Source organism: Paenibacillus xylanexedens (assembly GCF_007680605.1).
In the GTDB taxonomy this organism is placed as follows: domain Bacteria; phylum Bacillota; class Bacilli; order Paenibacillales; family Paenibacillaceae; genus Paenibacillus; species Paenibacillus xylanexedens_B.
Genome location: NZ_VEIO01000003.1, coordinates 279,663 through 302,163, shown reverse-complemented (window position 1 = coordinate 302,163; position 22,501 = coordinate 279,663). Strand labels below are relative to the sequence as shown.

At 47.7% G+C, this 22,501-nt stretch carries 22 protein-coding genes; 11 read left to right on the top strand and 11 right to left on the bottom strand.

Going from position 1 to position 22,501, the window contains the following annotated elements:
* Positions 1–135: 135 nt before the first annotated feature.
* Positions 136–1,110, bottom strand: coding sequence for an aldo/keto reductase (locus tag FS818_RS19130; RefSeq protein WP_145333712.1), 975 nt, complete (start codon positions 1,108–1,110; stop codon positions 136–138).
* Positions 1,111–1,192: 82 nt separating this feature from the next.
* On the opposite strand from FS818_RS19130, the gene FS818_RS19125 reads away from it, so the two are divergent.
* Positions 1,193–2,284: an LCP family protein gene (locus FS818_RS19125; protein WP_260989917.1), complete on the top strand. Its 1,092-nt coding sequence runs from the start codon at positions 1,193–1,195 to the stop codon at positions 2,282–2,284.
* Positions 2,285–2,458: 174 nt separating this feature from the next.
* Here FS818_RS19125 and FS818_RS19120 read toward each other — a convergent pair whose 3' ends face one another.
* On the bottom strand, positions 2,459–3,049 hold the full coding sequence (locus FS818_RS19120) for a P-loop nucleotide/nucleoside kinase family protein (RefSeq protein ID WP_145333711.1): 591 nt from the start codon (positions 3,047–3,049) through the stop codon (positions 2,459–2,461).
* A gap of 288 nt (positions 3,050–3,337) precedes the next feature.
* Between FS818_RS19120 and FS818_RS19115 the strand changes: the two genes are divergently transcribed.
* From FS818_RS19115 to FS818_RS19100, 4 genes are all read left to right on the top strand, one after another.
* Entirely contained in the window at positions 3,338–4,135 is a 798-nt protein-coding gene (locus FS818_RS19115) for an IclR family transcriptional regulator (RefSeq protein ID WP_145333710.1), read from the top strand.
* Between the two features lie 57 nt (positions 4,136–4,192).
* Positions 4,193–4,837: a bifunctional 2-keto-4-hydroxyglutarate aldolase/2-keto-3-deoxy-6-phosphogluconate aldolase gene (locus tag FS818_RS19110; protein WP_145333709.1), complete on the top strand. Its 645-nt coding sequence runs from the start codon at positions 4,193–4,195 to the stop codon at positions 4,835–4,837.
* Between the two features lie 292 nt (positions 4,838–5,129).
* Positions 5,130–6,446 (top strand): MFS transporter, encoded by a 1,317-nt coding sequence (locus tag FS818_RS19105; protein WP_145333708.1) that lies wholly within the window; start codon positions 5,130–5,132, stop codon positions 6,444–6,446.
* Positions 6,447–6,758: 312 nt separating this feature from the next.
* On the top strand, positions 6,759–9,407 hold the full coding sequence (locus FS818_RS19100) for a DUF2339 domain-containing protein (RefSeq protein ID WP_145333707.1): 2,649 nt from the start codon (positions 6,759–6,761) through the stop codon (positions 9,405–9,407).
* Between the two features lie 136 nt (positions 9,408–9,543).
* Here FS818_RS19100 and FS818_RS19095 read toward each other — a convergent pair whose 3' ends face one another.
* Together FS818_RS19095 and FS818_RS28905 are read right to left on the bottom strand one after the other, a co-directional pair.
* Positions 9,544–9,969, bottom strand: a complete 426-nt coding sequence (locus FS818_RS19095; protein WP_145333706.1) for a hypothetical protein — start codon at positions 9,967–9,969, stop codon at positions 9,544–9,546.
* Positions 9,970–10,085: 116 nt separating this feature from the next.
* Positions 10,086–10,241, bottom strand: coding sequence for a hypothetical protein (locus FS818_RS28905; RefSeq protein WP_186375549.1), 156 nt, complete (start codon positions 10,239–10,241; stop codon positions 10,086–10,088).
* A 241-nt stretch (positions 10,242–10,482) separates the two neighbouring features.
* Between FS818_RS28905 and FS818_RS19090 the strand changes: the two genes are divergently transcribed.
* Together FS818_RS19090 and FS818_RS19085 are read left to right on the top strand one after the other, a co-directional pair.
* Positions 10,483–11,163, top strand: coding sequence for an FHA domain-containing protein (locus FS818_RS19090; protein WP_123063975.1), 681 nt, complete (start codon positions 10,483–10,485; stop codon positions 11,161–11,163).
* Between the two features lie 133 nt (positions 11,164–11,296).
* Positions 11,297–11,872, top strand: coding sequence for a class I SAM-dependent methyltransferase (locus FS818_RS19085; RefSeq protein ID WP_260989916.1), 576 nt, complete (start codon positions 11,297–11,299; stop codon positions 11,870–11,872).
* Positions 11,873–11,965: 93 nt separating this feature from the next.
* Here the strand turns inward: FS818_RS19085 and FS818_RS19080 are convergent, their stop codons facing one another.
* The 4 genes from FS818_RS19080 to FS818_RS19065 all read right to left on the bottom strand — a co-directional run bounded on the left by FS818_RS19080 (position 11,966) and on the right by FS818_RS19065 (position 16,384).
* A complete protein-coding gene (locus tag FS818_RS19080) occupies positions 11,966–12,247 on the bottom strand; it encodes a hypothetical protein (protein WP_186375548.1) in 282 nt (93 codons plus the stop codon).
* 256 nt (positions 12,248–12,503) lie between these two features.
* Positions 12,504–14,855: a carbohydrate-binding domain-containing protein gene (locus FS818_RS19075; RefSeq protein WP_145333703.1), complete on the bottom strand. Its 2,352-nt coding sequence runs from the start codon at positions 14,853–14,855 to the stop codon at positions 12,504–12,506.
* A gap of 22 nt (positions 14,856–14,877) precedes the next feature.
* Positions 14,878–15,558, bottom strand: coding sequence for a DUF4956 domain-containing protein (locus tag FS818_RS19070; protein WP_145333702.1), 681 nt, complete (start codon positions 15,556–15,558; stop codon positions 14,878–14,880).
* Complete coding sequence (locus FS818_RS19065; RefSeq protein WP_145333701.1) at positions 15,551–16,384, bottom strand: polyphosphate polymerase domain-containing protein; 834 nt, start codon at positions 16,382–16,384, stop codon at positions 15,551–15,553. The genes FS818_RS19070 and FS818_RS19065 overlap by 8 nt, the downstream gene beginning before the upstream one ends.
* A gap of 249 nt (positions 16,385–16,633) precedes the next feature.
* Here FS818_RS19065 and FS818_RS19060 point away from each other — a divergent pair, with 249 nt between their 5' ends.
* The 3 genes from FS818_RS19060 to FS818_RS19050 all read left to right on the top strand — a co-directional run bounded on the left by FS818_RS19060 (position 16,634) and on the right by FS818_RS19050 (position 19,056).
* Positions 16,634–17,311, top strand: coding sequence for a response regulator transcription factor (locus FS818_RS19060; RefSeq protein WP_145333700.1), 678 nt, complete (start codon positions 16,634–16,636; stop codon positions 17,309–17,311).
* Complete coding sequence (locus tag FS818_RS19055; RefSeq protein ID WP_145333699.1) at positions 17,311–18,621, top strand: sensor histidine kinase; 1,311 nt, start codon at positions 17,311–17,313, stop codon at positions 18,619–18,621. The genes FS818_RS19060 and FS818_RS19055 overlap by 1 nt, the downstream gene beginning before the upstream one ends.
* 180 nt (positions 18,622–18,801) lie before the next feature.
* Positions 18,802–19,056, top strand: a complete 255-nt coding sequence (locus FS818_RS19050) for a hypothetical protein (protein WP_145333845.1) — start codon at positions 18,802–18,804, stop codon at positions 19,054–19,056.
* 557 nt (positions 19,057–19,613) lie between these two features.
* On the opposite strand, the gene FS818_RS19045 is transcribed toward FS818_RS19050, so the two are convergent.
* Positions 19,614–20,381: an SDR family NAD(P)-dependent oxidoreductase gene (locus tag FS818_RS19045; protein WP_145333698.1), complete on the bottom strand. Its 768-nt coding sequence runs from the start codon at positions 20,379–20,381 to the stop codon at positions 19,614–19,616.
* Positions 20,382–20,604: 223 nt separating this feature from the next.
* Here FS818_RS19045 and FS818_RS19040 point away from each other — a divergent pair, with 223 nt between their 5' ends.
* Positions 20,605–21,240, top strand: a complete 636-nt coding sequence (locus FS818_RS19040; protein WP_186375547.1) for a TetR/AcrR family transcriptional regulator — start codon at positions 20,605–20,607, stop codon at positions 21,238–21,240.
* Between the two features lie 67 nt (positions 21,241–21,307).
* On the opposite strand, the gene cobA is transcribed toward FS818_RS19040, so the two are convergent.
* Entirely contained in the window at positions 21,308–22,123 is an 816-nt protein-coding gene (cobA, locus tag FS818_RS19035) for a uroporphyrinogen-III C-methyltransferase (RefSeq protein ID WP_260989915.1), read from the bottom strand.
* Between the two features lie 47 nt (positions 22,124–22,170).
* A complete protein-coding gene (gene nirD / locus FS818_RS19030; RefSeq protein ID WP_123063985.1) occupies positions 22,171–22,488 on the bottom strand; it encodes a nitrite reductase small subunit NirD in 318 nt (105 codons plus the stop codon).
* Positions 22,489–22,501: the final 13 nt, after the last annotated feature.

The window sequence follows — 22,501 nt, the reverse complement described above, 5'->3', positions numbered from 1 at the left end:
ATTACATTAAATTACTAATCAGCCGCATGTCTTTTGCATGAAATGAATTCTTCATATAGGTTTTGCGAAAAATGACGAAAAATGAATAAACCTCCCTAACCATGTAAGGTTGGAAGGTTTATTTGTCATTGAAATCTAATCCAGTCTGTAGGATGCGAATGGCTCGCCATGACGGAAACCCTCGCTGAGTTGATCCAGTTCAGTCAGCAAGTCATCCGAAAGGTTTAAATCAAGGCTAGCCAGATTGTGCTCCAGCTGCTCCGTCTGCGTGGCTCCTACAATTACGGTGGATACGGCAGGGCGATTTAATAGCCATGCGAGCGATAATGTACTTGGAGAGCAACCGGCAGCCGCTGCCTTGGCACTTACCTGCTCACTTAGCTGAATATTATGTTCCAGCAGGAAGCGGTTGAAGGAAGGGTCGGTATCTGCTCTGGAGCCAGATGGAATACTGGCTTGTCCATTGTATTTTCCTGTCAGGATACCGCCAGCCAGTGGGAAGTACGGGATAATGCCTACGCCTTGATCCAGACACAGCGGAACGAGTTCGTTCTCAGGTGTTCGATCGGCGAGCGAGTAACTGGTTTGCGTGGAGATGTATCGCGCATATCCGCGCATCTCGCTGATGCCGAGGGCTTTCATTAGCTCCCAGGCGGCGTAATTGGAGGCGCCGATGTAGCGCACTTTGCCGGACGTGATCATATCGTCGAGCGTGCGCAGTGTTTCATCCAGCGGGGTATGCGGGTCAAAGGTATGGATCTGGTACAGATCGACATAATCCGTCTGCAGACGCCGCAGGCTATGTTCCAGCTCTTGCTGCAGATGGTAGCGCGAGGAACCGCGCCCATGGGGACCATCATGCCGGGGCAAGCCGGCTTTGGTAGCAAGCACTGCGTTTTCCCGCCGACCGGCCAGTGCCTGTCCGATGATTCGTTCTGATTCAGTGCCAGCATAGATGTTGGCCGTGTCAATAAAGTTGATGCCACGGTCCAGTGCTGCATGAAGGATGCGGGTCGAAGCGGCTTGATCAGCTCTTTTGCCAAATGCATTCGTGCCCAGACCCAGTGCCGATACACGCAGACCGCTGTTGCCTAAACGTCGATACTCCATCTCTCATCGCTCCTTTGGTGTCCAGTATTTGTATAGCCGATTATATCGTAATCTATTGAAAACGTGTTATTAATATAGTTAAATGAATGAAGAAACCGCAACTAAAGGAGATATGATGGAAAACAGTGCTGCACATTTAACTAGACGGAAGCCGAAGAAACCGAAGAAAAAATGGAAGAAGCCGCTCATCATCATACTGAGCCTGTTGATTGTGCTCGGAGGCATCGGATTCATCTATCAGAAACAACTCGTTGTGCTGGCATTTAACCTGTTCGCCTCAGGTACGGTGAAGGAAGCTTTGGATGATTCGTATAAAGCCGCAGGGGATAAGGATGCGCCTGTTGTTCAACATACCGATCCTTTTTCATTGTTGTTGCTGGGCATTGACCAGCGGGATAATGAGCCAAGCCGTTCGGACACGATCATCTATTCTGTCGTGCGTCCAGAGGATAATAAAGTGTTATTGTTGTCCATTCCGCGTGACTCCTACACTGAAATTGTGGGCCGTGATGTGAAGTCCAAGATTAATTCGGCTTATGCCCACGGCGAAGCCAAAATGGCGATGGATACGGTGGAGAAGCTGCTGGAAAACAAAGTGGATTTCTATGCTGCGATTAACTTTCACGGTTTGAAGGACATTGTCGATGCGGTGGGCGGCGTGGAGTTGCCGATTAAGAAAGACATTGAGAACAAAAATAAAGCGCATGAGAAGCTGTTCGTGCAAGCTAACAAACCGATCTATAACGGCGAAGAGGCGCTGGGATATGTGCGTTATCGGGAGGATTCGGATTTCAACCGTACGATGCGTCACCGGATTTTCCTAAGTAGCTTCATGAATCGTGCGATGGAGGTCAAAAATCTGACCAAAATCCCGGACATCATCAAGATTGCCGGATCGAATTTTACAACCAATATGAAATCGGACTTTATTGTGAATTTTGCCGAGTCTCTATATATGAAGGACAGCATTCCAACCATCAGCAACTATATGCTGAAGGGCGATGGGAAGATGCGTAGCGGTACGTGGTATTATGATCTGTCTGATGAAGATCTGGCCTATGTGCGAGGTATGATTAAGAGCTGGTTAGACCCGAATACAACGCAATTGATTGTGCCGGAATCGACGGATGAGAGTGGCACAGCAGAACAAAGCGATACAGCAGATAAAAGCTAGATTTGCAGCGGTGTGGGGCAGTGGGGCTTCGCGCCTTGCTGATGATAAGATAAAAACACCAAAGTACACAGCAGGGCGCTTGCTCTCTGTGTACTTTTTTTGCTGTCGTATTAAGTATGGGTATAGGTATTCATACTGGTGTCAGGTCTATATTTTTTCGCCTAGATTAAGACGCTAAGAACCAAGAGAAGTTACAGCCAAAGGCAGCTGTGAAGTCAGCTGTTCCAGATCCAAATCCTCTGAACTGTTATCTACAGAGATCAGCTGTATATTGTCCCACGTACAGACGTTGGCTTTCAATCCTTGCACAAAAGCATCCCAGTGCTCCAGCTTCCATCTGTCCCTCTCCAACCCTCGATTTCGCAAGCGCTGTTCAAGCACATCCATATTTACATCAACCCGGAGCACAACAGGAGTGACCTGTTCCCACCCGTATTTGGAAACCAACCCGTCGATGTAATCGCTTTTATGAAAATAACCAACAAAAGGTGCGTCCAGAATAACGGATCTGCCCAATTGCAGATTGTCGTTGGCCACGTTGAGTAACGTTTCGTACTCCAGATCCATCACGATATCGCGATAATAGGTGTTGCCGTCACGATCATGAGGTGAATATCCTTGCGTTTCCAGAAGTTTGCCCGTAAACGTGTTACACAAAACATCTTTATCCAAGTAACAAAAGTGATGCTCGGTAGCCAGCTTCTTGCCAATGGTCGATTTACCGGAGCCAGCGGAGCCGATTAGAAAAATCAGTACAGGTTTCATGCCCAATTCCCCCTACAGAATATCAGGATCATATCGATCGTGAATGGATTTTACCCTCCATATAGTTCGCATATACGAACTTGATTCGCGTTGGTGAACATTTGCTTCTAGAGTAAACCGTTTCTCTCAGAAAAACAATCCCTTTTGGGGAAAAAGAAATCTGAAAAAATTTTCGGGAAAGCGGTTGATATTTTCGGAATGGCTGATCTATAATGAGGGCATCGTTCGGTGATGTGAAATAAGTTCACATATGCGAACTTCGACGTCGAAGAATTTGAAGGAGATAACATGGACAATATTCGCATGAATAAATCTGCGGAGCGTGTAGCAGATTTACTCGTTTTATTTGCCAAGAGTGGTACTCCGTTAACACTGAATGAAATATGCAAACAGATGAATATGCCTAAGAGTAGCGGTTTTGAACTCGTTCAGACCTTGCTGCACAAAGGGTTTATTGAAATGGACGATGCACGTCTCAAGACATATCGCCTGGGAATTGCGGTGTTTGAGACAGGTATGTCTTATTTGTCCAATATGGGCGTTCCCCATATGGCCCGGCCTTTGCTTCAGGAATTGAATCGCCAGACAGGCAGCACGGCCTTTCTTGGCATTGAGGACAAGGGACGGATCGTATATCTGGACAAAGCGGAGAGTTATTCGGTGATGCGTCCAACAGCCAAGCTGGGCTCGCGCCGTTATATGCATACTACCGGGCTGGGTAAGGCGTTGCTTGCAGCTCTTCCAACCAGCAAGGTGCTGGAGATTTTGGGAGACGGCGAGATTCCTTCGCGCACATCCTACTCCAAAGTGACGGTTCCCGATATTTTGCAGGACATGCAGGAGATTCGTGAGCGTGGTTATTCGATTGATGACCGTGAGGATCATCTGGAGATGTACTGCATCGGGTCTGCTGTCTATGATCAGTGGGACGAGCCAGTGGCTGCAATCAGTGTGGCTAGCATGTATTTCGGCATGACCCCGGAACGTGAGGCCAGCATTGTAAAGCTGGTTAAAGAAGCCGCGTGGAAGCTCTCCGGTCAGCTGGGCTACAGTGGTGATCGCCTGTATCCGCAAAGACAAGAGTAGGCTTATGGAAGTGCAGATTAATAGAAACAAGACATATGAGTCAAGGGGGATACAGATATGTGGCGTAAGCTGAAGAACTTGAATACCATTGCCGAAACCGGCATTGTACTCATTATTCGATCAGAAAGTGAAGAAGAGGCACTATCCGTTGCAGAAGCAGCAATTGCAGGAGGAATCCGGGCACTCGAAATTACGATGAGTGTACCGGGAGCACTTGATGTTATCAAGATTTTATCACGTAAATATGCTTCCCAAGGTATTCTGATCGGTGCAGGTACAATTCTTGATGGGGAAACGGCGCGAGCTGCTATACTGGCTGGAGCAGAGATGCTGGTAAGTCCTCAACTCAACCCGGATATGATCAAGGTTGCTAACCGTTACCAGGCGGTAACCGTTAGTGGGGCATTCACTGCCAAGGAGATCGTAGAGACGCTTGAAGCGGGAGCGGATATCGTGAAGCTGTTCCCGGCGGAAGCTGTAGGGCCGCAGTATGTTAAAGCGATGGCTGCGCCTCTGCCTCAAGCTGCGATCGCGCCTACGGGTGGAGTTACACCGCAAAATGTGCATGAGTGGCTTGCTGCTGGCTGTGTTGGCGTTGGTGTCGGCAGTTATATCACCAAAGCGGCCAAGGATTCCGGTGATTACGGACGAGTAACGGAGGCTGCGGAAGAGTTTTTGCAAGCTGTAGCTGATGCGCGCTAATCGGCTCCAAGCAGATCAGATAACCCGTGCACATGTAATAAAGTTCACAGCGATCAGGGCGCTGCGCCAAGCTGGTCGTTGTGAGCAAGCAGGGGAACGGGAGTCTGGAGTATGTTGGGACAGCTGTAGAGAATAAAGAGGTTTTACCCAGTTATGAAAACGTATACTTCATTGGAACCTTCCCCATACCGCGGGAGAAGCAGGGCTTGTTCGAAGCTTTGATTTCCATATTTATTCATTAAATATAATTTGAGTAATTTTATATTTATAAATGTTGAGGAGAGTGACTTCCATGGCAACGTTAAAAACATCGCCATCCCCTGCTTCGGTACCTCAGGCACCGAAAGTAGGTTTGAGATGGGGCATCATTTTATTATTGCTCCTGGGTGCCGTTGTAAACTATTTGGACAGATCCAATCTAAGCATTGCAAATACAACGATAGCAGCAGAATTCGGACTGTCTTCCACGCAAATGGGATTGCTGTTATCCGCCTTTTTATGGCCATATGCATTGGCTAATCTGCCAGCGGGCTGGCTCGTGGACAAGTTTGGACCCAAAAAGATGTTTGCCTGGGCTTCTGGACTGTGGTCTGCGGCAACCATATTGAGTGCGTTCACTAATACATACTCCCTGTTATACGCGATGCGTATGCTGCTGGGTGTATCCGAATCTCCTTTCTTCACCTCCGGTCTGAAGGTAACCGAGCGCTGGTTTGCCAAGAGTGAGCGTGGACTGCCAACCTCGATAATTAACACGGGATCACAGATTGCGAATGCGATCGCACCGCCGCTTTTGACGGTTCTAATGTTGACGATGACGTGGAGAGGGATGTTTATTTTTGTCGGTGTCATTGGTCTGATTATTATGCTGATCTGGCTCAAGGTGTATCGTGATCCGACATTTGCCGAAAAGCAGCTGATCAAAGGGCCGGAGGCTGCAGCTGAACAGAGCACAGGTACGGAAAAAGCAAAAACCGCTGATGCTCCCAAAGCAAACTGGGGTTCTTTGTTCAAACACAAAAGCACCTGGTTTATGATCATCGGAAACTTCGGCATTATGTTTACGATCTGGGTATACCTGACATGGCTACCGAGCTATCTGGAGAAGGAGCAGGGCTTTACGCTGAAGGAGACGGGCTGGATTGCATCGATTCCGTTCGTAGCCGGCATAATCGGCGTACTGCTGGGTGGATTTATCTCGGACTTTTTCATTCGAAAAGGGGTAAATGTAGTGACCTCACGTAAGGTTCCTATCGTTGGAGGAGCGATTCTGGCGGCAGCGTCGGTAGCGCCTATCCCGTTTATCGACAGTACGGTTGTAAGCATCGTTTTATTGTCTGTAGGTTACTTTGCTTCGCAGCTGCCATCAGGTGTCATATGGACACTGGCTGCAGATATAGCTCCGGGTGAACAAGTAGCATCCTTGGGTGCAATACAGAACTTTGGCGGATTTCTGGGTGCTGCGCTTGCTCCTGTTGTAACCGGATACATTTTGGACACGACAGGCAGCTTTAATAACGTATTTTTGCTGGGTGCAGGGCTGTTGCTTCTGGGTGCTTTATCTTACGGTGTATTTTTGAAAAAACCAATCCCTAAACCGACTCACTAAGACGGCTAGAAGGAAAATTACTTTTTTACTACCTTCTAAAATTACTTTCTTACTACCTCCTATAAGTAGAGAGAGGTTGGTCTGTCATCGAAGTGGGTTGCATAAAATCTTTAATTCAGCTTATACAGCTTCAATAAATAAGCATCAGCGTCTTCTGGCATCTGTAATATCGCAGATCTGGAGTGCTGGTGTTTTTTTATGTCGCAAGCTCGGAAGTGCATCGGATGGAAAATTATCATGAAAACCTCTATTTTTGACATAAGTATAGTAAAATTTAGGGAAACATCTTATGACAACCAATGGAGGAAGTCCATGAAGGAATTTAAGGAACGGCTTGAGCAGGTTCAGGCGCAGCAGAAACAGCTGGCGAAGGAATATCAGGCGCTGCTGCAAGAATACCAGTCGGATGATCTCATTGTACGTAATGAACAGCTGCTGGAGCAGACCGAAGCTCAGAAGCTTAAGCTGCGGCAGCTTGAACTGCGGGCACGCCAGCTGGAAGAGGAGAATGCGCGTCTTCGCACGGCATTGTCCGAGCAGATGCTGGACGAGAAGCTGAACTTGATCCGGGTATCCCGGGAGAAGATGGAGGCGTATTTTCAGGGGAAAACAGCAGTGCATAATGACCAAATCAGTGATTTGGAATATCGAACCAAAGCTAATTTGAATACTCTCTTCAATCAGGCTTCCCAGCATCTGCAAGAGGATGCGGCTGAGATGAAGGAGCGGATTGCCTATCTGGCAACCGAGGTCAATGCACGTATCGAATCACACAAACAGGCGGTATGGGAGAGAGCCGAGGCTGTGCGGGGGCAGATGCAGCATGGTTATGAGCAGATGGAAGAGGAGGAGCTGAGCGAGGAGACGATCCAGCGCCGGATCAAGCAGAACCGGATGGAGATGCGGATCGGGCTGAGCTGGATTAACAAGGTGGCGATCCTGCTCCTGATTTTGGGAGTTGGGGCAGCCTTCCGGTACTCGTATTCGACGTGGTTTAGCGATGAGATGAAGGGCGCGGGCTTTTTCCTGCTTGGCATATTGATGCTTGTGGGCGGCGAGCTGCTGTTCCGGCGCAAACAGAAAACATTTGCCATGGGGCTACTCGGCGGAGGTATATCTGTGCTGTTTGGTTCGATATTCTACAGTTATTTCCTGCTGCATATTATCGGGCTGTATACAGGTCTGGGTTTATCCGTGCTGGTGTCGGCGGTGTCCGTCCTGCTGTCTTTGCGGTATCAGTCGAAAACGATCTGTTCCTTTGGTCTGGTAGGCGGGTATCTGCCTTTTTTCTCATACCTGTTTACGTTTGGACTGGAAGGCACAGCCGTCTATACCGCAATGATCTATCTGTTGCTGCTGAACGGTATCATTGTGTTCATTTCGTTCGGGCAACGATGGCCGGTAGTGCATTACATCAGCTTCCTGTTCCACGCGCCATCGATGCTCATTCTGCTGTGGCTGTCGCCGAGTGAACAGGTAGGTATGCTGTATTCTGTGGTGACTTTTGCTCTGTATCTGGGTATTACGCTTGCGTATCCGTTTAAACATCGGGTGAAGCTGACTTGGTGGGATTTTGCCTTGTTAGCGATGAATACGAGCTTGAGTTGTCTTGTGTTATATGTATTGCTTGATGCGGCGGGCTGGAATGATGCACAGGGCTTGCTTGCAGTTATTTTTGCACTCGTCTATCTTGGACTTGCGAGGTTGGTTCAGCGACATATGGCGCAGGAGAAGCAGACCATTCTACTTTTTTATCTTACGTCGCTCACCTTCACCATTCTGTTTGTTCCGTTCCAGTTTGGTTCGAAATGGCTGTCGATGGGCTGGCTGATTGAAGGTGTCTTGCTTGTTACGTTTGGACATTTCAGAAAATTCAAGGCAGTGGAGCGTGCGGGCTGGGGCATCGTGCTACTGTGTATTGTAATCTTTGTGCAGTATGATCTACTGTCCTTATTCTTTGTAGGGGAACAATCGTATTTCATGTTAAAATACTCCAGTCTTACGCTGGGAACCCTGCTCATTACGCTTTATTATGCTTGGGCGCTGCGCGGAAACGCCTCCGAAGGAATGGGAAGGCGATTCAACTACGTCCCGTGGGAGCGTGGTTTCCTGGAAGGTTTCAGGTACGTGACCCTTGTGAATGTATGGTTGTACGTGCTCTATGAATCGAATAAATTGTATATCAGGGCTGTGGATGAGACCTTCCTGTTATACATGTTCTACAAGTTGCTTATGTTTGCGGCGCTGACGATTGCTTTGGCGTATGGACTGGGCAAAGTGAAGATGCTTCGTGACACTTTCCTGCGGGGGTATACCCTTTTCCTGCATGCAGTCGGATGCTGTATTGCACTGGCTGTTACCTTAACAATGCCTGCATTGCAACCAGGTTTGGAGCAACATACGGTAGCCGAGATTGTCGGACTGGTGGTGTTAATTATTTTCAACGTGGGCGTATTCTTCGCGGGGCGTGATCTGCTTATTTTGGGGATACGTAGTCAGTTCAAAAGTGTGGAGTGGTATCCCGTTATTGCGGGCATCTACTTGCTCGGCGTCATCACCGCGTTCCTGACCATTCAGTTCCAGTGGGGCGACGTAGGACTGATGTTCAGCTTGATCTACCTGGTGCTGGCTATTCTCTATATCGCGTACGGGTTCCGTCGAAAATATGTCATGATCCGCCGTCTCGGTCTGGGTTTGACGCTGTTCGCCACGGGCAAGATGGTGTTCTACGATGTCAGTCTGTTGACGGCGGGCAGTAAAATCATCGCGTATTTCAGCTTTGGTCTGTTGCTATTGGGTATTTCGTATCTGTATCAGAAGGTGTCCAGCCGGATGGAGGAGATTCAGGCGAAGGAGAGCGTGGCGAATACAATAAATCCAACAAATCAATCAACGCGATCCAGTGAATCTGAGAAAAGTATCCCAGGTACATCCGAAGAAACAGATGATGAACAACATTGATGTAGGCTTATAACGAGTGTCGTTGTACTTATCATATTAGAAAAAGCTGTGCTTGCTACGTTATATTCTTCGTTGAACGTTGTCAAAGGACTCTGGAATTAAAGTGATTTCAGAGTCCTTTTGAGTGCAAAAAATGCTATGGAATGGCTTCGTAGAGCTCAGTCATGAGGTCTGCCAGTTCACCCTGTGGCTCGATTGGCTGATGATTCATATCGGTAGGTGTCATATAAAAGATGACGTTTTCCTGTTTGAACATGGTCACATGAAATAACACGCCTGTTGTGTCTTCTGCGTCCGGATGCTGAACGATTTTTACATGTCGAATCTTTTTAATCCAGTCATGAATCAACTTGGGATTGGTCGTTCTTTTTGTAGAACCGTCACTGCCACTCATGATCTCAATTGAATCTACTTCAGTGATGTTATCGGGATAGAATGACCCCAGCTCTCGTGGAGTTTTATTTAATTCCGCTGGATTGGGCAGATCAGAGCTTTGACAACTGCTAAGGATCAAAGCAGCAAAAAGAGCGCATGTGATCGCGTGAATGGTATTTCTTTTCACTGAAATTCCTCCCCTTATATTGTGGAACGAAAGACGTGCTGCAAATGTTACGCATCGATGACATTCGTGAAACGTTTTGCACAGGAGTCGCGTTTATAATAGAGTAGCTGCCACATTTAAGGTTGATTGTTCATCCGAAGCCACGACATTTCGGAGGCCGATGTCCCCTCTGGTGATACACCGCCATCGCCGCTCACGCGAGATAATACGGTTACGGTCATAGATAGAGCGAAGGCAAGCAGTACGTATATCAAAATGGTTTTTTTCTTCATGGGAAATACCTCTCTTGTTGAATAAGCTAAAGCGTCCGTCAGGGCGTTATGAGAAAAAATGCACAACGTCTGGTATAGTTATAGAATGAGTAAAGAATGTTTAAGCCTGTTTAAGTCTATGGTGTTCCTGTATATCACTATATGAAATGGCAGGCACGCAAACAATGGAACAAATCTGATGAATTTATCAGTACTCGAATGAAAAGATAGAGACCGAGTGACATTAAAGGTGGGGAATAACATGCGGGAGACGGCAAAAATCGTCATTCGTACGCCGGGACAGGAGAGCGATGGTTCATTCGCCTATGTGAGCCAGGGCCGCTCGATTACGGTGGGGCGTTACACAGGTGTCAGTGAACTGGACTTGTCCATCTATAATCAGATGATATCGAAGCGGCATTGCCGCATTCATTATGACACGAAAGAACAGCTCTGGATCGAGGATCTGGATAGCAAAAATGGAACCGAACTTAACGGGCAACGCCTCGTCCCATATGAGAAATATCCGTTTGGCGAAGGCGATAGCCTGACACTGGTCAACGGTTTGATTCACCTTCGGGTGGAAGGTGATCTCGGGGAGACGAGAGAATATCGTATATCGGACTTGCTTGGTGAGGGGGTGCGTTTACAGGATCATCTGCAGACGGTGCAGGTAAACGAAGATGAAATTCCGCTGTCCAAGAAGGAATATCAATTATTCAAGTTGCTGTATAGTGAGCTGGATCATTTTGTAACAAGGGAGCAGATCATTGCTCAGGTGTGGCCGGAACGAAGTATGCTGGAGAGTGATCCGGTGGGCATTGACGAGATTAACTCGCTCATCTACCGCACGAATCGCAAACTGGGCATTCATTTTACGATTAAATCCGTGTACAAAAAAGGGGTATACATGAAGTCTCATGTCGGGGAAACGGGTGAATAATTGCATCATATCCTCTAAACAGTACTGCCAAGTAATGATGATCAGGTCTTTTAAAAGAATATAGACATAGGAAAGGGAAGCTTCTGCGCGGTCATAGACCGCCGAAGCTTCCCTTTGTTATGATGAGTTCATGATGATTATTCAATTAATTCCATGGCTGATTGCCGTGTTAACTTTGATTGCCGTTGTATGGATCGTAATCGTAAGCTGGAAAAATGGAATCTCGCCCATGCCGACATCCCGCCCGGTCAGGCAGGTAGTGATACAGGAGGTTAATCGTATAACGGGTTATGCAGATATTATGGAGGCGGGTTCGGGATGGGGAACACTGGGTATGGATGTGGTGAAGCATTGTCCTGGCAAAAGACTGACGGGCATTGAAAACTCACTCATCCCACTGTGGACTTCTCAATGCCTGACATGGCTGAGTATAGGGCTCCGCCGCGCTGGAGCACAACAGCATTCGTTCAAGGGACGTCTGCGCTTCATCCGCGGCAACATCTATACATGTTCCTATGCACATGCCGATGGTGTGATCTGTTATCTGTTTCCGGGTGCGATGACTCGGCTCGTGGACAAGTTCCAACGGGAACTGCCGCCGGGTGCGAAGGTGATCAGCGTATGTTTTGCACTGCCGGGCAAAGAGCCACTGCGCACGATCACCTGCCGCGATGCGTTGCGAACCAAGGTGTATGTGTATGCTTTTTGAGAGTGGGGCTGGTTGGAATTTCTCTATAAACATAAATGGTTCTCTCCGTATCTTGATTTCGTCTCAGCTAACTTCTAACGATCACCAGAGACGTTATTTGGCTGGATTTAACCAATCTAAAAATCTAACGATCCCCAGTGACGCTATTTCGGTAGAAAAGCTATATTTTGGCCGTTTTTTGGCCTGTTTCTTGGAAATAAGCTCTGTGGTGACCGTTAGAATCCGAAAAGGACGTTTTACTGCAAAATAAGCTCCGTGGCGATCGTTAGAAATTAATTCAGACTGAACTTGAGCTTTCGCTGCTATCGATATCCTGATTTCATCCTTGAGCGATGTGAAACGGGGGTTAGCATATCTCAATCGAACTCCTTTCATATTCTTGAATAAGGTATGCTCAGCTATGCTGGTGCCGTGGTTAACTTCGAAACCAGCCCAAGTACGATTTAGAATGTATATCCATATTCGCGTTAGGCAGACAGGTTCCTGTTAGATGACTTATTTTCTTCTGGGGAAAAACAAGCAAAGTCATGCTCCAATTTCACCTTGATTGTGAAATCAGAGCATGACTTTTAAATTACTTGGGTCAGGCAGTGGCAACTGCCTTCTATTCAATCAGCTTATTCAAATTTAGTTACTTTGCCGAATCCGTAGTTCCTGTAGTTCCAGTTGTGCTTGTCGTACCCGTTGTGTCTGTAGATGTACCGGATTGCGAACGATTTCTCCCACCGCCGAATCCGCCTTGTCCACCTCCACCGAAACCACCCATGCCGGAGCGTGCTGTCGTTACGCCTGATTCATTCACCCAAGTCACATTAGTTGTTGATTGGAAAGCAACGATTTGGGTTCCGCCGCTATACGTACCATCGGTATAAAGTCCATCTACCGCTTTGCCTGTCGATGTTCCGCCAGAGTAAATGACGTAAGAGCCATCTTTTTTCAGGTCTGGTGAGCTGACGACTACATTTTGGTAATCTTTTGCTGGTGCAAACGTCAGGATATTATTCCCTTTGCTATCCTGAACATGAACCAGTGTTCCGGCTTTTTGTGTCTCAGGGAAGGTCATCACAATTGTATTTTGCGTTGAAGCATCGGAAGTGCCTTGCGCCATGCCAGAGCTTCCCGCCGCCACCAGATATCCGCCACTGATTACAAATGTGCCGTCATAATCCAGTGCCCCGTTACCGTTATTCGTTGGGCCATTCACGATAACCGTTCCGCCCGTCATCGTAATGGAACCATTGGCATCGAGGCCATCACCGCCTGCATTTACGGTGAGGGAGCCACCGTTGATGTGAAGTTCGTTATTGCCTGATGATTCGCCCGGCATGCCCCCAGGGCCTCGGTTTTGCTGGCCTGCGTCCGAACCTTGTGCCGACTGATCTGACGTGGATGTGGTACCCGTCGTTCCAGTGGAGTTAGCAGTGTCTGTATCTGCTGATTTGTTTGTGTCGGTAGCAGAATTGCTGTTATTTGTAGCTTTTCCCGTTGTAGTTGCTGTTGTGCTGCTCGTTGTTGCCTCACCACCAGCGGCATTCACCCCATCATCTGACGCCGTTACGTCTACATCCCCGTCATTCAGGGTAATAACTGCCCCTTCGAGCCCTTCATAACTTTTCGCTATCTTGATCGTTCCACCGTTAATCGTCAGCGCCTGATCGGCATGAATACCGTCATCCCCGGACTGAATGTTGAAAGTCCCATCGTTTACTGTCACATGGCTATTGCTGTGCAAGGAATCATCCATAGAATCAATGGTGTATGTTCCGCCATTCACCGTGAGATCGGTTCCGGCTTTAAGCGCTTTGGCGCTTGTAGACTCTTCCTCTGTTGTTGTCGATGCATTGTCTGCATCCCCGTTGGAATCGGACGATTTGCCATTGTTATTTGGTATTGCTGGCATGTCAGCAGGTGGTTCACCATCCGGTGGTGTGCCCATGTCGGTTGGAGGCGTACCGCCATTCATTGCATCACCGCCACCGAAGCTGCCACGGCCTCCGCCAAAGCCACCACCGCCGGGGCCTTCTTCGACCTTGGCAGGTGCATTCGCACTGCCGCCAGCCGTCACGATGTTATACGTACCGCCATCCGTAACGAGTGCGGTTTCTGCCTGAATGCCGTCGCTGCCACTCTGAATAGTAAAGGTACCGTCTGCAATCGCGACAAACCCTTTGCTGGTATCGGTATCATTGGTTGATTTAATGCCGTCACCTGCCGCATCAACCGTAATGGTCCCTGCCTGAATGGCGACCATATCTTTGCCTTTGATGCCGTCATCGGCTGCCTTGACGTTAATAGAGCCGCTGATGATTTTCAGATCGTCCTTGCTTGTAATCCCTTCATTATAGTTGCCTGTGACGGTCAACTGACCTGCACCGTTAAACGTAAGATCGGCTTTGCTGAAGATGGCCGCATCCGGCTCATCGGTGCTGCTGTCGGCATATACATATGTTTTACCATCGGAAACGGCGTTTTGGGTTCCTTTTTCAAGCGTAATCACCGCTTTGCCCGCCTTTTGAATGTAGATTCCAGAACTGTCATTGTCATGAATGGTTGCGCCGTTCAACACGAGATGTACCACGCCTTTATCGGCGACGTTGACCACGATCTGGCCGTTGGTTAGCTCACCACTCAGCACATACGTGCCTGCTTCCGAGATCGTAACTGAACCGCTCGCTACCTTTGCACCGGACCCGGTTACGATTGCTGACGTACCGTTCAGCTTGATCATGGTCGAATCCGCCTCAGTCCAGCTAACATTTGTATCATCGGCATCGAGGGAGACCAGATCGTCATACTTCACGGACGTGGACTCGCTGACGGATACAATTTTAGTTGTTCCAGTTGTGGAGACGGCTGCATTGGCTGTGTTGCTTGTCGTTGCCGGAGCGTTGCATGCCGCGAGCAGACTGGTAATCATGGCGATGGACCACAGTTTGCTGCCTGTCATGATGTTTTTACGTTTCTGAGTATTTTTCTTCTTCATATATATCGTTCCTCTCCAAATTTTAATACTCTGTCGTTGGGCTCATCGTTAACGAGATATCCAGATTGCCGTTCCGTGTACGGATGGCATCGAGAAATTGCTTCTGATTCACGCTCTCGTGAATCGTGACGTTATAAACCAGTTCATACAGACTGCCGAGTTCGGTCGTTCTGATTTTTTTCAGATCAAATGGGACTTTAAAGGTATGGAATACTTCGTTCAGAGCCTCTTCATAACTCAAATTCTCGGGAATGGTGATCTTGAGTGTCTTCTGCTGACTCTTTTTTCCGCCAAAGTTAAATCGGCTCAGTACAAACATCAGCACACAAAGGATAATGGTAAATAGAATGGCGTAACCAAAGGCACCTACACCGCAGGCCAGACCGGATGCCATGGTGAACAAAACGTAAGAAATGTCTTTCGGATCACCGGGAGCGCTGCGGAAACGGATAATAGAGAAGGCACCCGCCAGGCTGAACGCCCGGGCAATGTTGCTACCGATCAGCAGAATGATGATGGCAACGATTACGGGAAGCACAACCATAGTCAGTGTAAAACTTTGTGAGTAAGTCGTTTGATTGGTTTTCATATAGGTAAGGCTGATGATAAGTCCCAGGAGGATGGCAAGTCCGATTGTGATGACAGCACTGCTGAAACTCAAGGTTGAATCGTCTAGGGCGGAGCTGAAAAGGGCATCAAGCATAGAGTGCACGCTCTCTTTCTCTAATTAATTTTTCTTGTGAAGCAGCCGGGACCGCGTCGTTAGGATTGAAATCAGTACCCGGGATAAGTTCTCGTTCCGTCTGATAATTCAGATTGGTGGTTCTCACCAGATGTCTGTATTCATTGCCGTATTTGGAAAATCCGGTCCGGTACAACCCGTGCTCCGACAGTAATTGGGACAGCCAGATGGGAACGGTTTTCTCGGCTTTGACTTCCATGAGCCAGCGCCCGTCCTTGACGAGCGGTTCACCGTAATCTCCTTGTTCCAGCTTCAGATCATATCTGCGGCTGCGAATGTTAGTGTCGAACGTAATCCGAAGGTCGCGGCTGTTCTTATCGAACAACGCCTTGCGTTCGTAGGCCAGATACACTTTGGGCTCAAGGTCATAGAGCCTGAGAAAATATTTGATCTCTTCCAGCACCTGCGGGTTCATGTAATCGGCCAGCTCCGGCGCTTGTCCCGAGCGGACAAAATCGTAAGCTTCATCCAGCTTCAGCGCGGTTCTGCGTTTGTTGACGAGACCGAACACTTTCTTTTTGATCTCCAGATATACTTTCGCATTCTCTTCAGGCACACCATAAGCTCTCAAACGCAGCTTTTCCTTGTATTTCGGTTTGGATAAACTGGCTCGAATCAGTGAATCCTGCGGTGTATCGAAGTACAGATTACTGATAGAGTAAAACTCATGTTTTTTGTTGTAGGCATCCAGTTCCATGTAGTGGAGCAGATCGTTGTAGAAATACTGGTATTGCTCATCGGTCAGCAGGTACTTGCTCTCATATCGGTTGAATACTTCAATCGCCACGACGGTTCAGTCCTTTCGGGTATGGATAAGTTGGTGTATGTTTTGATTATGTTTGGTTTGTTGTGTGTTGCTGTCATGTCTGTATCTTAGCGAAGCAACCTTGAATGAATCTTAAATCGTTTTACATTGCGTTAACATTTCTTTTCCTTCATCTATATCTTGCCGGTGTACCAATTATTAAGGTTGATTCAAGGTTTAATTGATAGAATAAGAACATACAAACCACCGTGAGCAGAGGATGAATAGAGGATGAGAATTTTAATTGCGGAAGATGAGGTTCATTTGGCAGAAGCGGTTTCGCAGATTTTGAAAAAAAACAACTACTCCGTGGACATGGTCCACGACGGCAGGTCAGGACTGGATTATGCGCAGAGCGGCATCTACGACCTGTTACTGCTGGACATTATGATGCCGGAGATGGACGGCATAACGGTGCTTAAAACGCTCCGCAGCGAAGGAAACCATACTCCGGTTATTTTACTCACAGCCAAAGGAGAACTGTCGGACAAAGTATCCGGCCTCGATTACGGTGCCGATGACTATATTGCAAAGCCTTTTGCCACGGAAGAATTGCTCGCCCGGATTCGGGCGGCCTTAAGACGTAAAGGGGAAGTGATCCCTGAGGATGGGGTGAAGTTTGGTGATATCGAACTGAATACAACCCAGTTGAAGCTGAGTGTTCAAGGTAAGGAAATCAAATTAAACTTGAAAGAGAACGAGTTGCTGGAGTTGCTGATCACCCGCAAACAAGCGATCACCTCCAAAGAGCAGATCATCGAAAAGTTATGGGGATTCGACTCGGATGTCGAGTATAACAATGTGGAGGTCTACATCTCTTTTTTACGCAAAAAACTAACCTTCCTGAATTCGGCTGTCCGTATTAATACGATTCGGGGCGTAGGGTATGTACTTGAGGTGACGAACTAATGTTCAAGAAACTCCGCAATCGGTTCCTGATTGTCAATCTGGTGTCGATCTCGATTATGATGCTGGTGGCCTTTGTAACGATCTACACCATTACGTACCAGAATGTGCAACGCGAAACGAATATGGAGCTGTACAAGGTGTCCGATTTCTACCATAGCCCGTTTGGCTTGGGTGCCCAGCAGTCACGAGGTGAAGGGCAAAGCGGGGGCATGAACGGTGGGAACTTTGGTGGATTTCGAGGACCAGGTGGAGATCCAAGTGCACCCCCAGCCCGGTCGGTTTCTTTTATGATCCAGACCGATAAGCAGTGGAAAATTACCGATACACAATCGCGGTTTGATATGGAGGAATCTTTGTACACGCAAGCTCTACAAAAAGTAGATCATGAGAAAACCGGCCAAGGTGACAGTAATCGCTGGACTGGACAATTTGCACTGGATGGCACGGACTGGGCCTATGTGGTTGATCCAAGCGGGGACGGGCACATGATCGTATTCATGGATGTGACCGCGCAGCAGGGTATCCTAACGAATTTGGTTTACACGTTTACCGTGGTTGGGCTCATGATGTTGATCGTCATCTACTTCCTAAGTCGTTATTTTGCCAACCGTTCCATTGCACCTGTGCGTGAAGCGTTTGAGAAACAGAAACAGTTTATCGCCGACGCATCACATGAATTGAAAACACCGCTGGCAATCATCAATACGAACACGGATGTCTTGCTGGCGAATCAGGAGGAGACTGTTGAAAGCCAGGCCAAATGGCTACACTATATCAAATCGGAAACCGAGCGCATGTCTGGACTAACGAATGATTTGCTGTATCTGACTCAGATGGAGGACTCACGTTCCACCCTCATCCATACCAGGTTTAATATGAGTGAAGCGGTGGAAAGTATTGTTTTACCGATGGAAGCGGTGATTTTCGAAAAAAATATTACCCTGGATTATAGCATTGCTCCTGATCTGATGGTTCACGGAAACCCGGAGCAGATCAAACAGGTTGTTCTGATCTTGCTCGATAACGCCGTGAAATATTCCGGGCCAACTGGGGCCGTGAACATTACACTCCAGAAGCAAAACCATGATGTGATGCTGACCATCTCCAATACGGGGGAGGGGATCGCGCCAGAGCATCTGGATCGAATCTTTGACCGCTTCTATCGCACGGATGCATCAAGAGCGCGTAAACACGGTGGACATGGCCTCGGTCTGGCGATTGCCAAGTCTATTGTAGAGCAACATAAGGGAGAGATTTACGCGAAAAGTGTCGTGGGAGAGGGGGCGACATTTTACGTGAGGTTATCGTAGGGCTGATGCTAAAGTGGCGACTGGCGATAATGAGCACCTTGTCTGTCCTAAAGGGTGCCACAAACGGCTAGGCATAAGTTCTGCCCGTAATGGGATAACCTATGCTACAATGACAGCAAGAAGGATAACCAAGGAGATGAACTATACGTGGCAGACAACAACGAAATTAACGAGCAGGAAATGATGCAATATATCGCGGACAAAACAAAGGCCAGTAAGGCAAATATTGAGCTGGTATTGAAGCATGAGCAAGCTTACATCAATAAGGCACATGAGAATGCCAAAGGCAAAGACGTCGATATTGACGGTGACGACCTGTCTGATTACATTCTAAGCCGCAAAGATGTGAAGCTCGACGAGCTAACCGTTGAAAGTATTTTGGATGCAGAAATGGATTATTTGATGGACAAAGGTCACGCGGGATACGTGGATTAGGCAAAGCTTCGGGGTTAGGGAACGAACGTTTTGGATTAAGGAACGAACGATGGAGTAAGCTAGAAATAATAGGTCTTTAACCGTGCACCAAAAATTCTAACGATCACCAGCGACGCTATTTCGGTGTTTTTCGGATCTTTTTAAATCTAACGATCAGGAGAGACGTTATTTTCGGAGTAGAGGATCATTTTTGATGAAAAAAGGGCGTTTTTACTGAAATAAGGTTCCTGGTGATCGTTAGATTAGGAAATGTGCTGAAATGGCCGAAATAAGGCTCGTGGTGATCGTTAGCGTATTGGATCAGCTCCGGATGAGAGCGCAGCTGTTGCATATAAGAAAAAGACCTCAACTTCACCCAAAGGGAGTTTCCTTAATGGTGGTGTCGAGGTCTTTTAGCATCAAACAAGCGGTGTGGGAGTAAAAAAACTCTTGCAACTTGGCCCGATGTCAGTAAAATTTCGCTACACGGGGCATCGCGTAGAGTACACGCCCGTAGGTTTTACTATATGCCCGCCCATGTGCCAATGATGTTGGTGTTACCAACCATCAATTACCTATTACTGACCCATCATACCGCCGTCTACAGTGTAGAGGGATGCGGTAACGTAAGATGCGTCTTCGGACAACAGGAAGTTCATCACGGCTGCGACTTCTTCCGGTTCGCCGTAACGGCCCATCGGGATAGCGGCTACCGTAGCAGATTGGTAATCTTCTACGTTGCCGGAGTTAGCTTCAATCTGACGCATCATACGTGTGTTGATTGTACCTGGCAATACGGCGTTAACACGAATGTTGAAAGGTGCCAGCTCATTCGCAGCGGTACGAGTGAGACCAACAACGGCATGTTTGGACATAATATATGGAGATACCGCCGGAGCGCCCATCAGACCCGCGAGGGAAGAGGTATTCAGAATCGCACCGGATTTTTGTTTTTTCATCACAGGAATGACGTTTTGCAGACCAAGGAATACCCCGCGAATGTTCACGTTGTATACTGTATCAAGTGCTTCAACGCTGAGGTCTTCGATCAGACCTGTAGGTCCTTCAATACCGGCATTATTGGCAAAATAATCGATACGTCCAAATGCATCCATTGCTTTTTGCACATAATTTTTAACGTCTGCTTCATCGGATACGTTGGCTTTGACTGCAATGACATGCTCTTGATCGAGATTTAATTCAGCAATCGTTCTGGCAATCGCTTCTTCGTTCAAATCAACCAATACCAGATTAATTTTACGTTCAGCCAGTCGACGTGCAAGTTCTTTACCAATACCTCCGGCAGCTCCTGTAATGACAGCGGTTTGTGTATAGGATGTACTCATGATTGAATCGTCTCCTTAATAATATATAATGGGCAGGTAATCTCCATAAGAATTACATCATATTTTCAGTGGGTGAAAACCTGTCGTCTTTAGTTCCTGTCTTAATGTTAAGATATACATAAACATGTGACAATAATCATTGACAGCGCAAATGTCAGCTACTGAACACAGATGTAAGCGTTGTTCATTTAGGTTACAATAATGGACAAAGGAGGCGGAAGTGTTGATTATCGAACACCCTCAAGATCGGAGAGCACGAAGAACGCAGGATGCGATTATCGCTGCGGCGGTGTCTTTAATATTGGAAAAGCGGGCTGACGCCCTGACCATCCGGGATATCACGGAACGGGCCGATTATAATCGGGGGACCTTTTATTTGCATTTTCCCGGCAAACCGGAGCTATTGCAATTTCTTCTGGAAGACTTCCTGCAAGGATTAGGACAGGCTTACGCCACACCGTATGCTAATCTCACAGAAGTGGATATGACCGGGCTTTTACCGTCGACTATGCCTGTATTTGAATATATTGAAAATCACCAGGATCAATTCAAGGCGCTCATGACAATGCACGGGGATATGGCACTCAGGATCAACAATGTGTTCCGAGAATACCTTACTCAAGACTTCATTTTGGTGACTGAAGATAGCGAGCAAGTGATCAATTATGACATTATGTTAAGTTATCTCGTATCAGCAACCGTGGGGGTTATTATGCATTGGGCAGAAACAGGGTTCAAATACTCCGCTCATTACATGGGAGAACAGTTGACAGCTCTCATTAACATCAAACCGACCCGTCTGCTGATCGAACCAGGGCAGAAGGGCCGGACGATGAATGAGCGTATGTTGTCGGACTAATATATGCAAATACATGCTTATACCGTGTGAATGCGTTTCGCTACGGGGGCTTACGTGTAACTCCTGGTTAACCCGTCATTGAAGCAGATGCGGCTCGCTCCATCTGGAGCAGTTGTTCGCGGATGAGCACGGATTCTCCAACTATAATTAAAGCTGGATTACAGATGTGATGCCTATCTGCTAATGTATGCAGTTCGGCAAGTGTGCCTGTAACAATTCGTTCTTCGCTTGTCGTTCCTCGTTCAATTAGTGCGGCTGGTGTATGCCCCGCCTTGCCATGACGAAGTAACTCTTGCTGAATCTGTGATAACTGGCTTATCCCCATGTATATCACAAGCGTATCTACGCTATGCGCAAGCAGGTCCCAGCGAACAGAGGATGCACTTCCGTCACTGCCGGTTCCCGTCACGCAGGCAAAAGAAGAAGCGACCCCGCGATGGGTCAGCGGGATGAGCGAAGAAGCGGAGGTACCCACAGCCGAAGTGATACCGGGGATAATCTCATACGGGATACCAGACGCTGCGAGCACCAGCGCTTCTTCACCGCCACGACCGAAGATGAACGGGTCGCCGCCTTTAAGCCGAACAACGTGTTTGCCTTCCGCTGCATGAGAAGCCAGCATACGTCCGATCATCTCCTGGCTCATAGAGTGAAGCCCGGGAGCTTTGCCACAGTAAATGCGGAGAGCGTTATCCCGCGCCTCGGCAAGTAATTCGTCTGTGACAAGTCGATCATACATAATAACATCAGCAGACTGAATCCGTTTCAAGGCTTTGACTGTAATCAGTTCGGGATCACCGGGGCCGGCACCGATGATACTTACCAGCCCCCGGCTCATGACCGTGTTCCCATAATTGACGTTTGCAGGTTTAACAAAATCCATCGTGCACCCCTCTTCTGTCAGTAGTGCTTATCAAGCCGACCGCTGTGTTAACCTGCAATCGTGATATAGATATCTCCGCTGTCTCCGTCCACTTCTGTTTTGTACGTGTTCAAGCAACCATCGTCCGGTTCATGGACCTTGCCGCTTCGCAGATCAATCTTCCAGTCATGTAGCGGACAGTGAACGGCTGTTCCGCAGACCATACCCTCTGATAGCTTGCCGCCCTTGTGAGGGCAACGATTTTCCACGGCATGAAGGCTACCGTCGCTCAGTTTGAAAACGGCAATTTCGGTATCCTCGACCAGAAAGGTACGAGCCCCTTTTTCATCAATATCGGCCAGATGCCCAATTCGAAATTTACTCATCGCTGATCCTCCT

Coding starts and splice junctions, on each gene's coding strand:
- FS818_RS19045 (WP_145333698.1), bottom strand. CDS start 20,381: ATGAGTACATCCTATACACAAACCGCTGTCATTACAGGAGCTGCCGGA.
- FS818_RS19050 (WP_145333845.1), top strand. CDS start 18,802: ATGATGCAATATATCGCGGACAAAACAAAGGCCAGTAAGGCAAATATT.
- FS818_RS19070 (WP_145333702.1), bottom strand. CDS start 15,558: ATGCTTGATGCCCTTTTCAGCTCCGCCCTAGACGATTCAACCTTGAGT.
- FS818_RS19085 (WP_260989916.1), top strand. CDS start 11,297: ATGATTATTCAATTAATTCCATGGCTGATTGCCGTGTTAACTTTGATT.
- FS818_RS28905 (WP_186375549.1), bottom strand. CDS start 10,241: ATGAAGAAAAAAACCATTTTGATATACGTACTGCTTGCCTTCGCTCTA.
- FS818_RS19115 (WP_145333710.1), top strand. CDS start 3,338: ATGGACAATATTCGCATGAATAAATCTGCGGAGCGTGTAGCAGATTTA.
- FS818_RS19110 (WP_145333709.1), top strand. CDS start 4,193: ATGTGGCGTAAGCTGAAGAACTTGAATACCATTGCCGAAACCGGCATT.
- FS818_RS19105 (WP_145333708.1), top strand. CDS start 5,130: ATGGCAACGTTAAAAACATCGCCATCCCCTGCTTCGGTACCTCAGGCA.
- FS818_RS19090 (WP_123063975.1), top strand. CDS start 10,483: ATGCGGGAGACGGCAAAAATCGTCATTCGTACGCCGGGACAGGAGAGC.
- cobA (WP_260989915.1), bottom strand. CDS start 22,123: ATGGATTTTGTTAAACCTGCAAACGTCAATTATGGGAACACGGTCATG.
- nirD (WP_123063985.1), bottom strand. CDS start 22,488: ATGAGTAAATTTCGAATTGGGCATCTGGCCGATATTGATGAAAAAGGG.
- FS818_RS19080 (WP_186375548.1), bottom strand. CDS start 12,247: ATGAAAGGAGTTCGATTGAGATATGCTAACCCCCGTTTCACATCGCTC.
- FS818_RS19100 (WP_145333707.1), top strand. CDS start 6,759: ATGAAGGAATTTAAGGAACGGCTTGAGCAGGTTCAGGCGCAGCAGAAA.
- FS818_RS19120 (WP_145333711.1), bottom strand. CDS start 3,049: ATGAAACCTGTACTGATTTTTCTAATCGGCTCCGCTGGCTCCGGTAAA.
- FS818_RS19130 (WP_145333712.1), bottom strand. CDS start 1,110: ATGGAGTATCGACGTTTAGGCAACAGCGGTCTGCGTGTATCGGCACTG.
- FS818_RS19075 (WP_145333703.1), bottom strand. CDS start 14,855: ATGAAGAAGAAAAATACTCAGAAACGTAAAAACATCATGACAGGCAGC.
- FS818_RS19125 (WP_260989917.1), top strand. CDS start 1,193: ATGAATGAAGAAACCGCAACTAAAGGAGATATGATGGAAAACAGTGCT.
- FS818_RS19060 (WP_145333700.1), top strand. CDS start 16,634: ATGAGAATTTTAATTGCGGAAGATGAGGTTCATTTGGCAGAAGCGGTT.
- FS818_RS19055 (WP_145333699.1), top strand. CDS start 17,311: ATGTTCAAGAAACTCCGCAATCGGTTCCTGATTGTCAATCTGGTGTCG.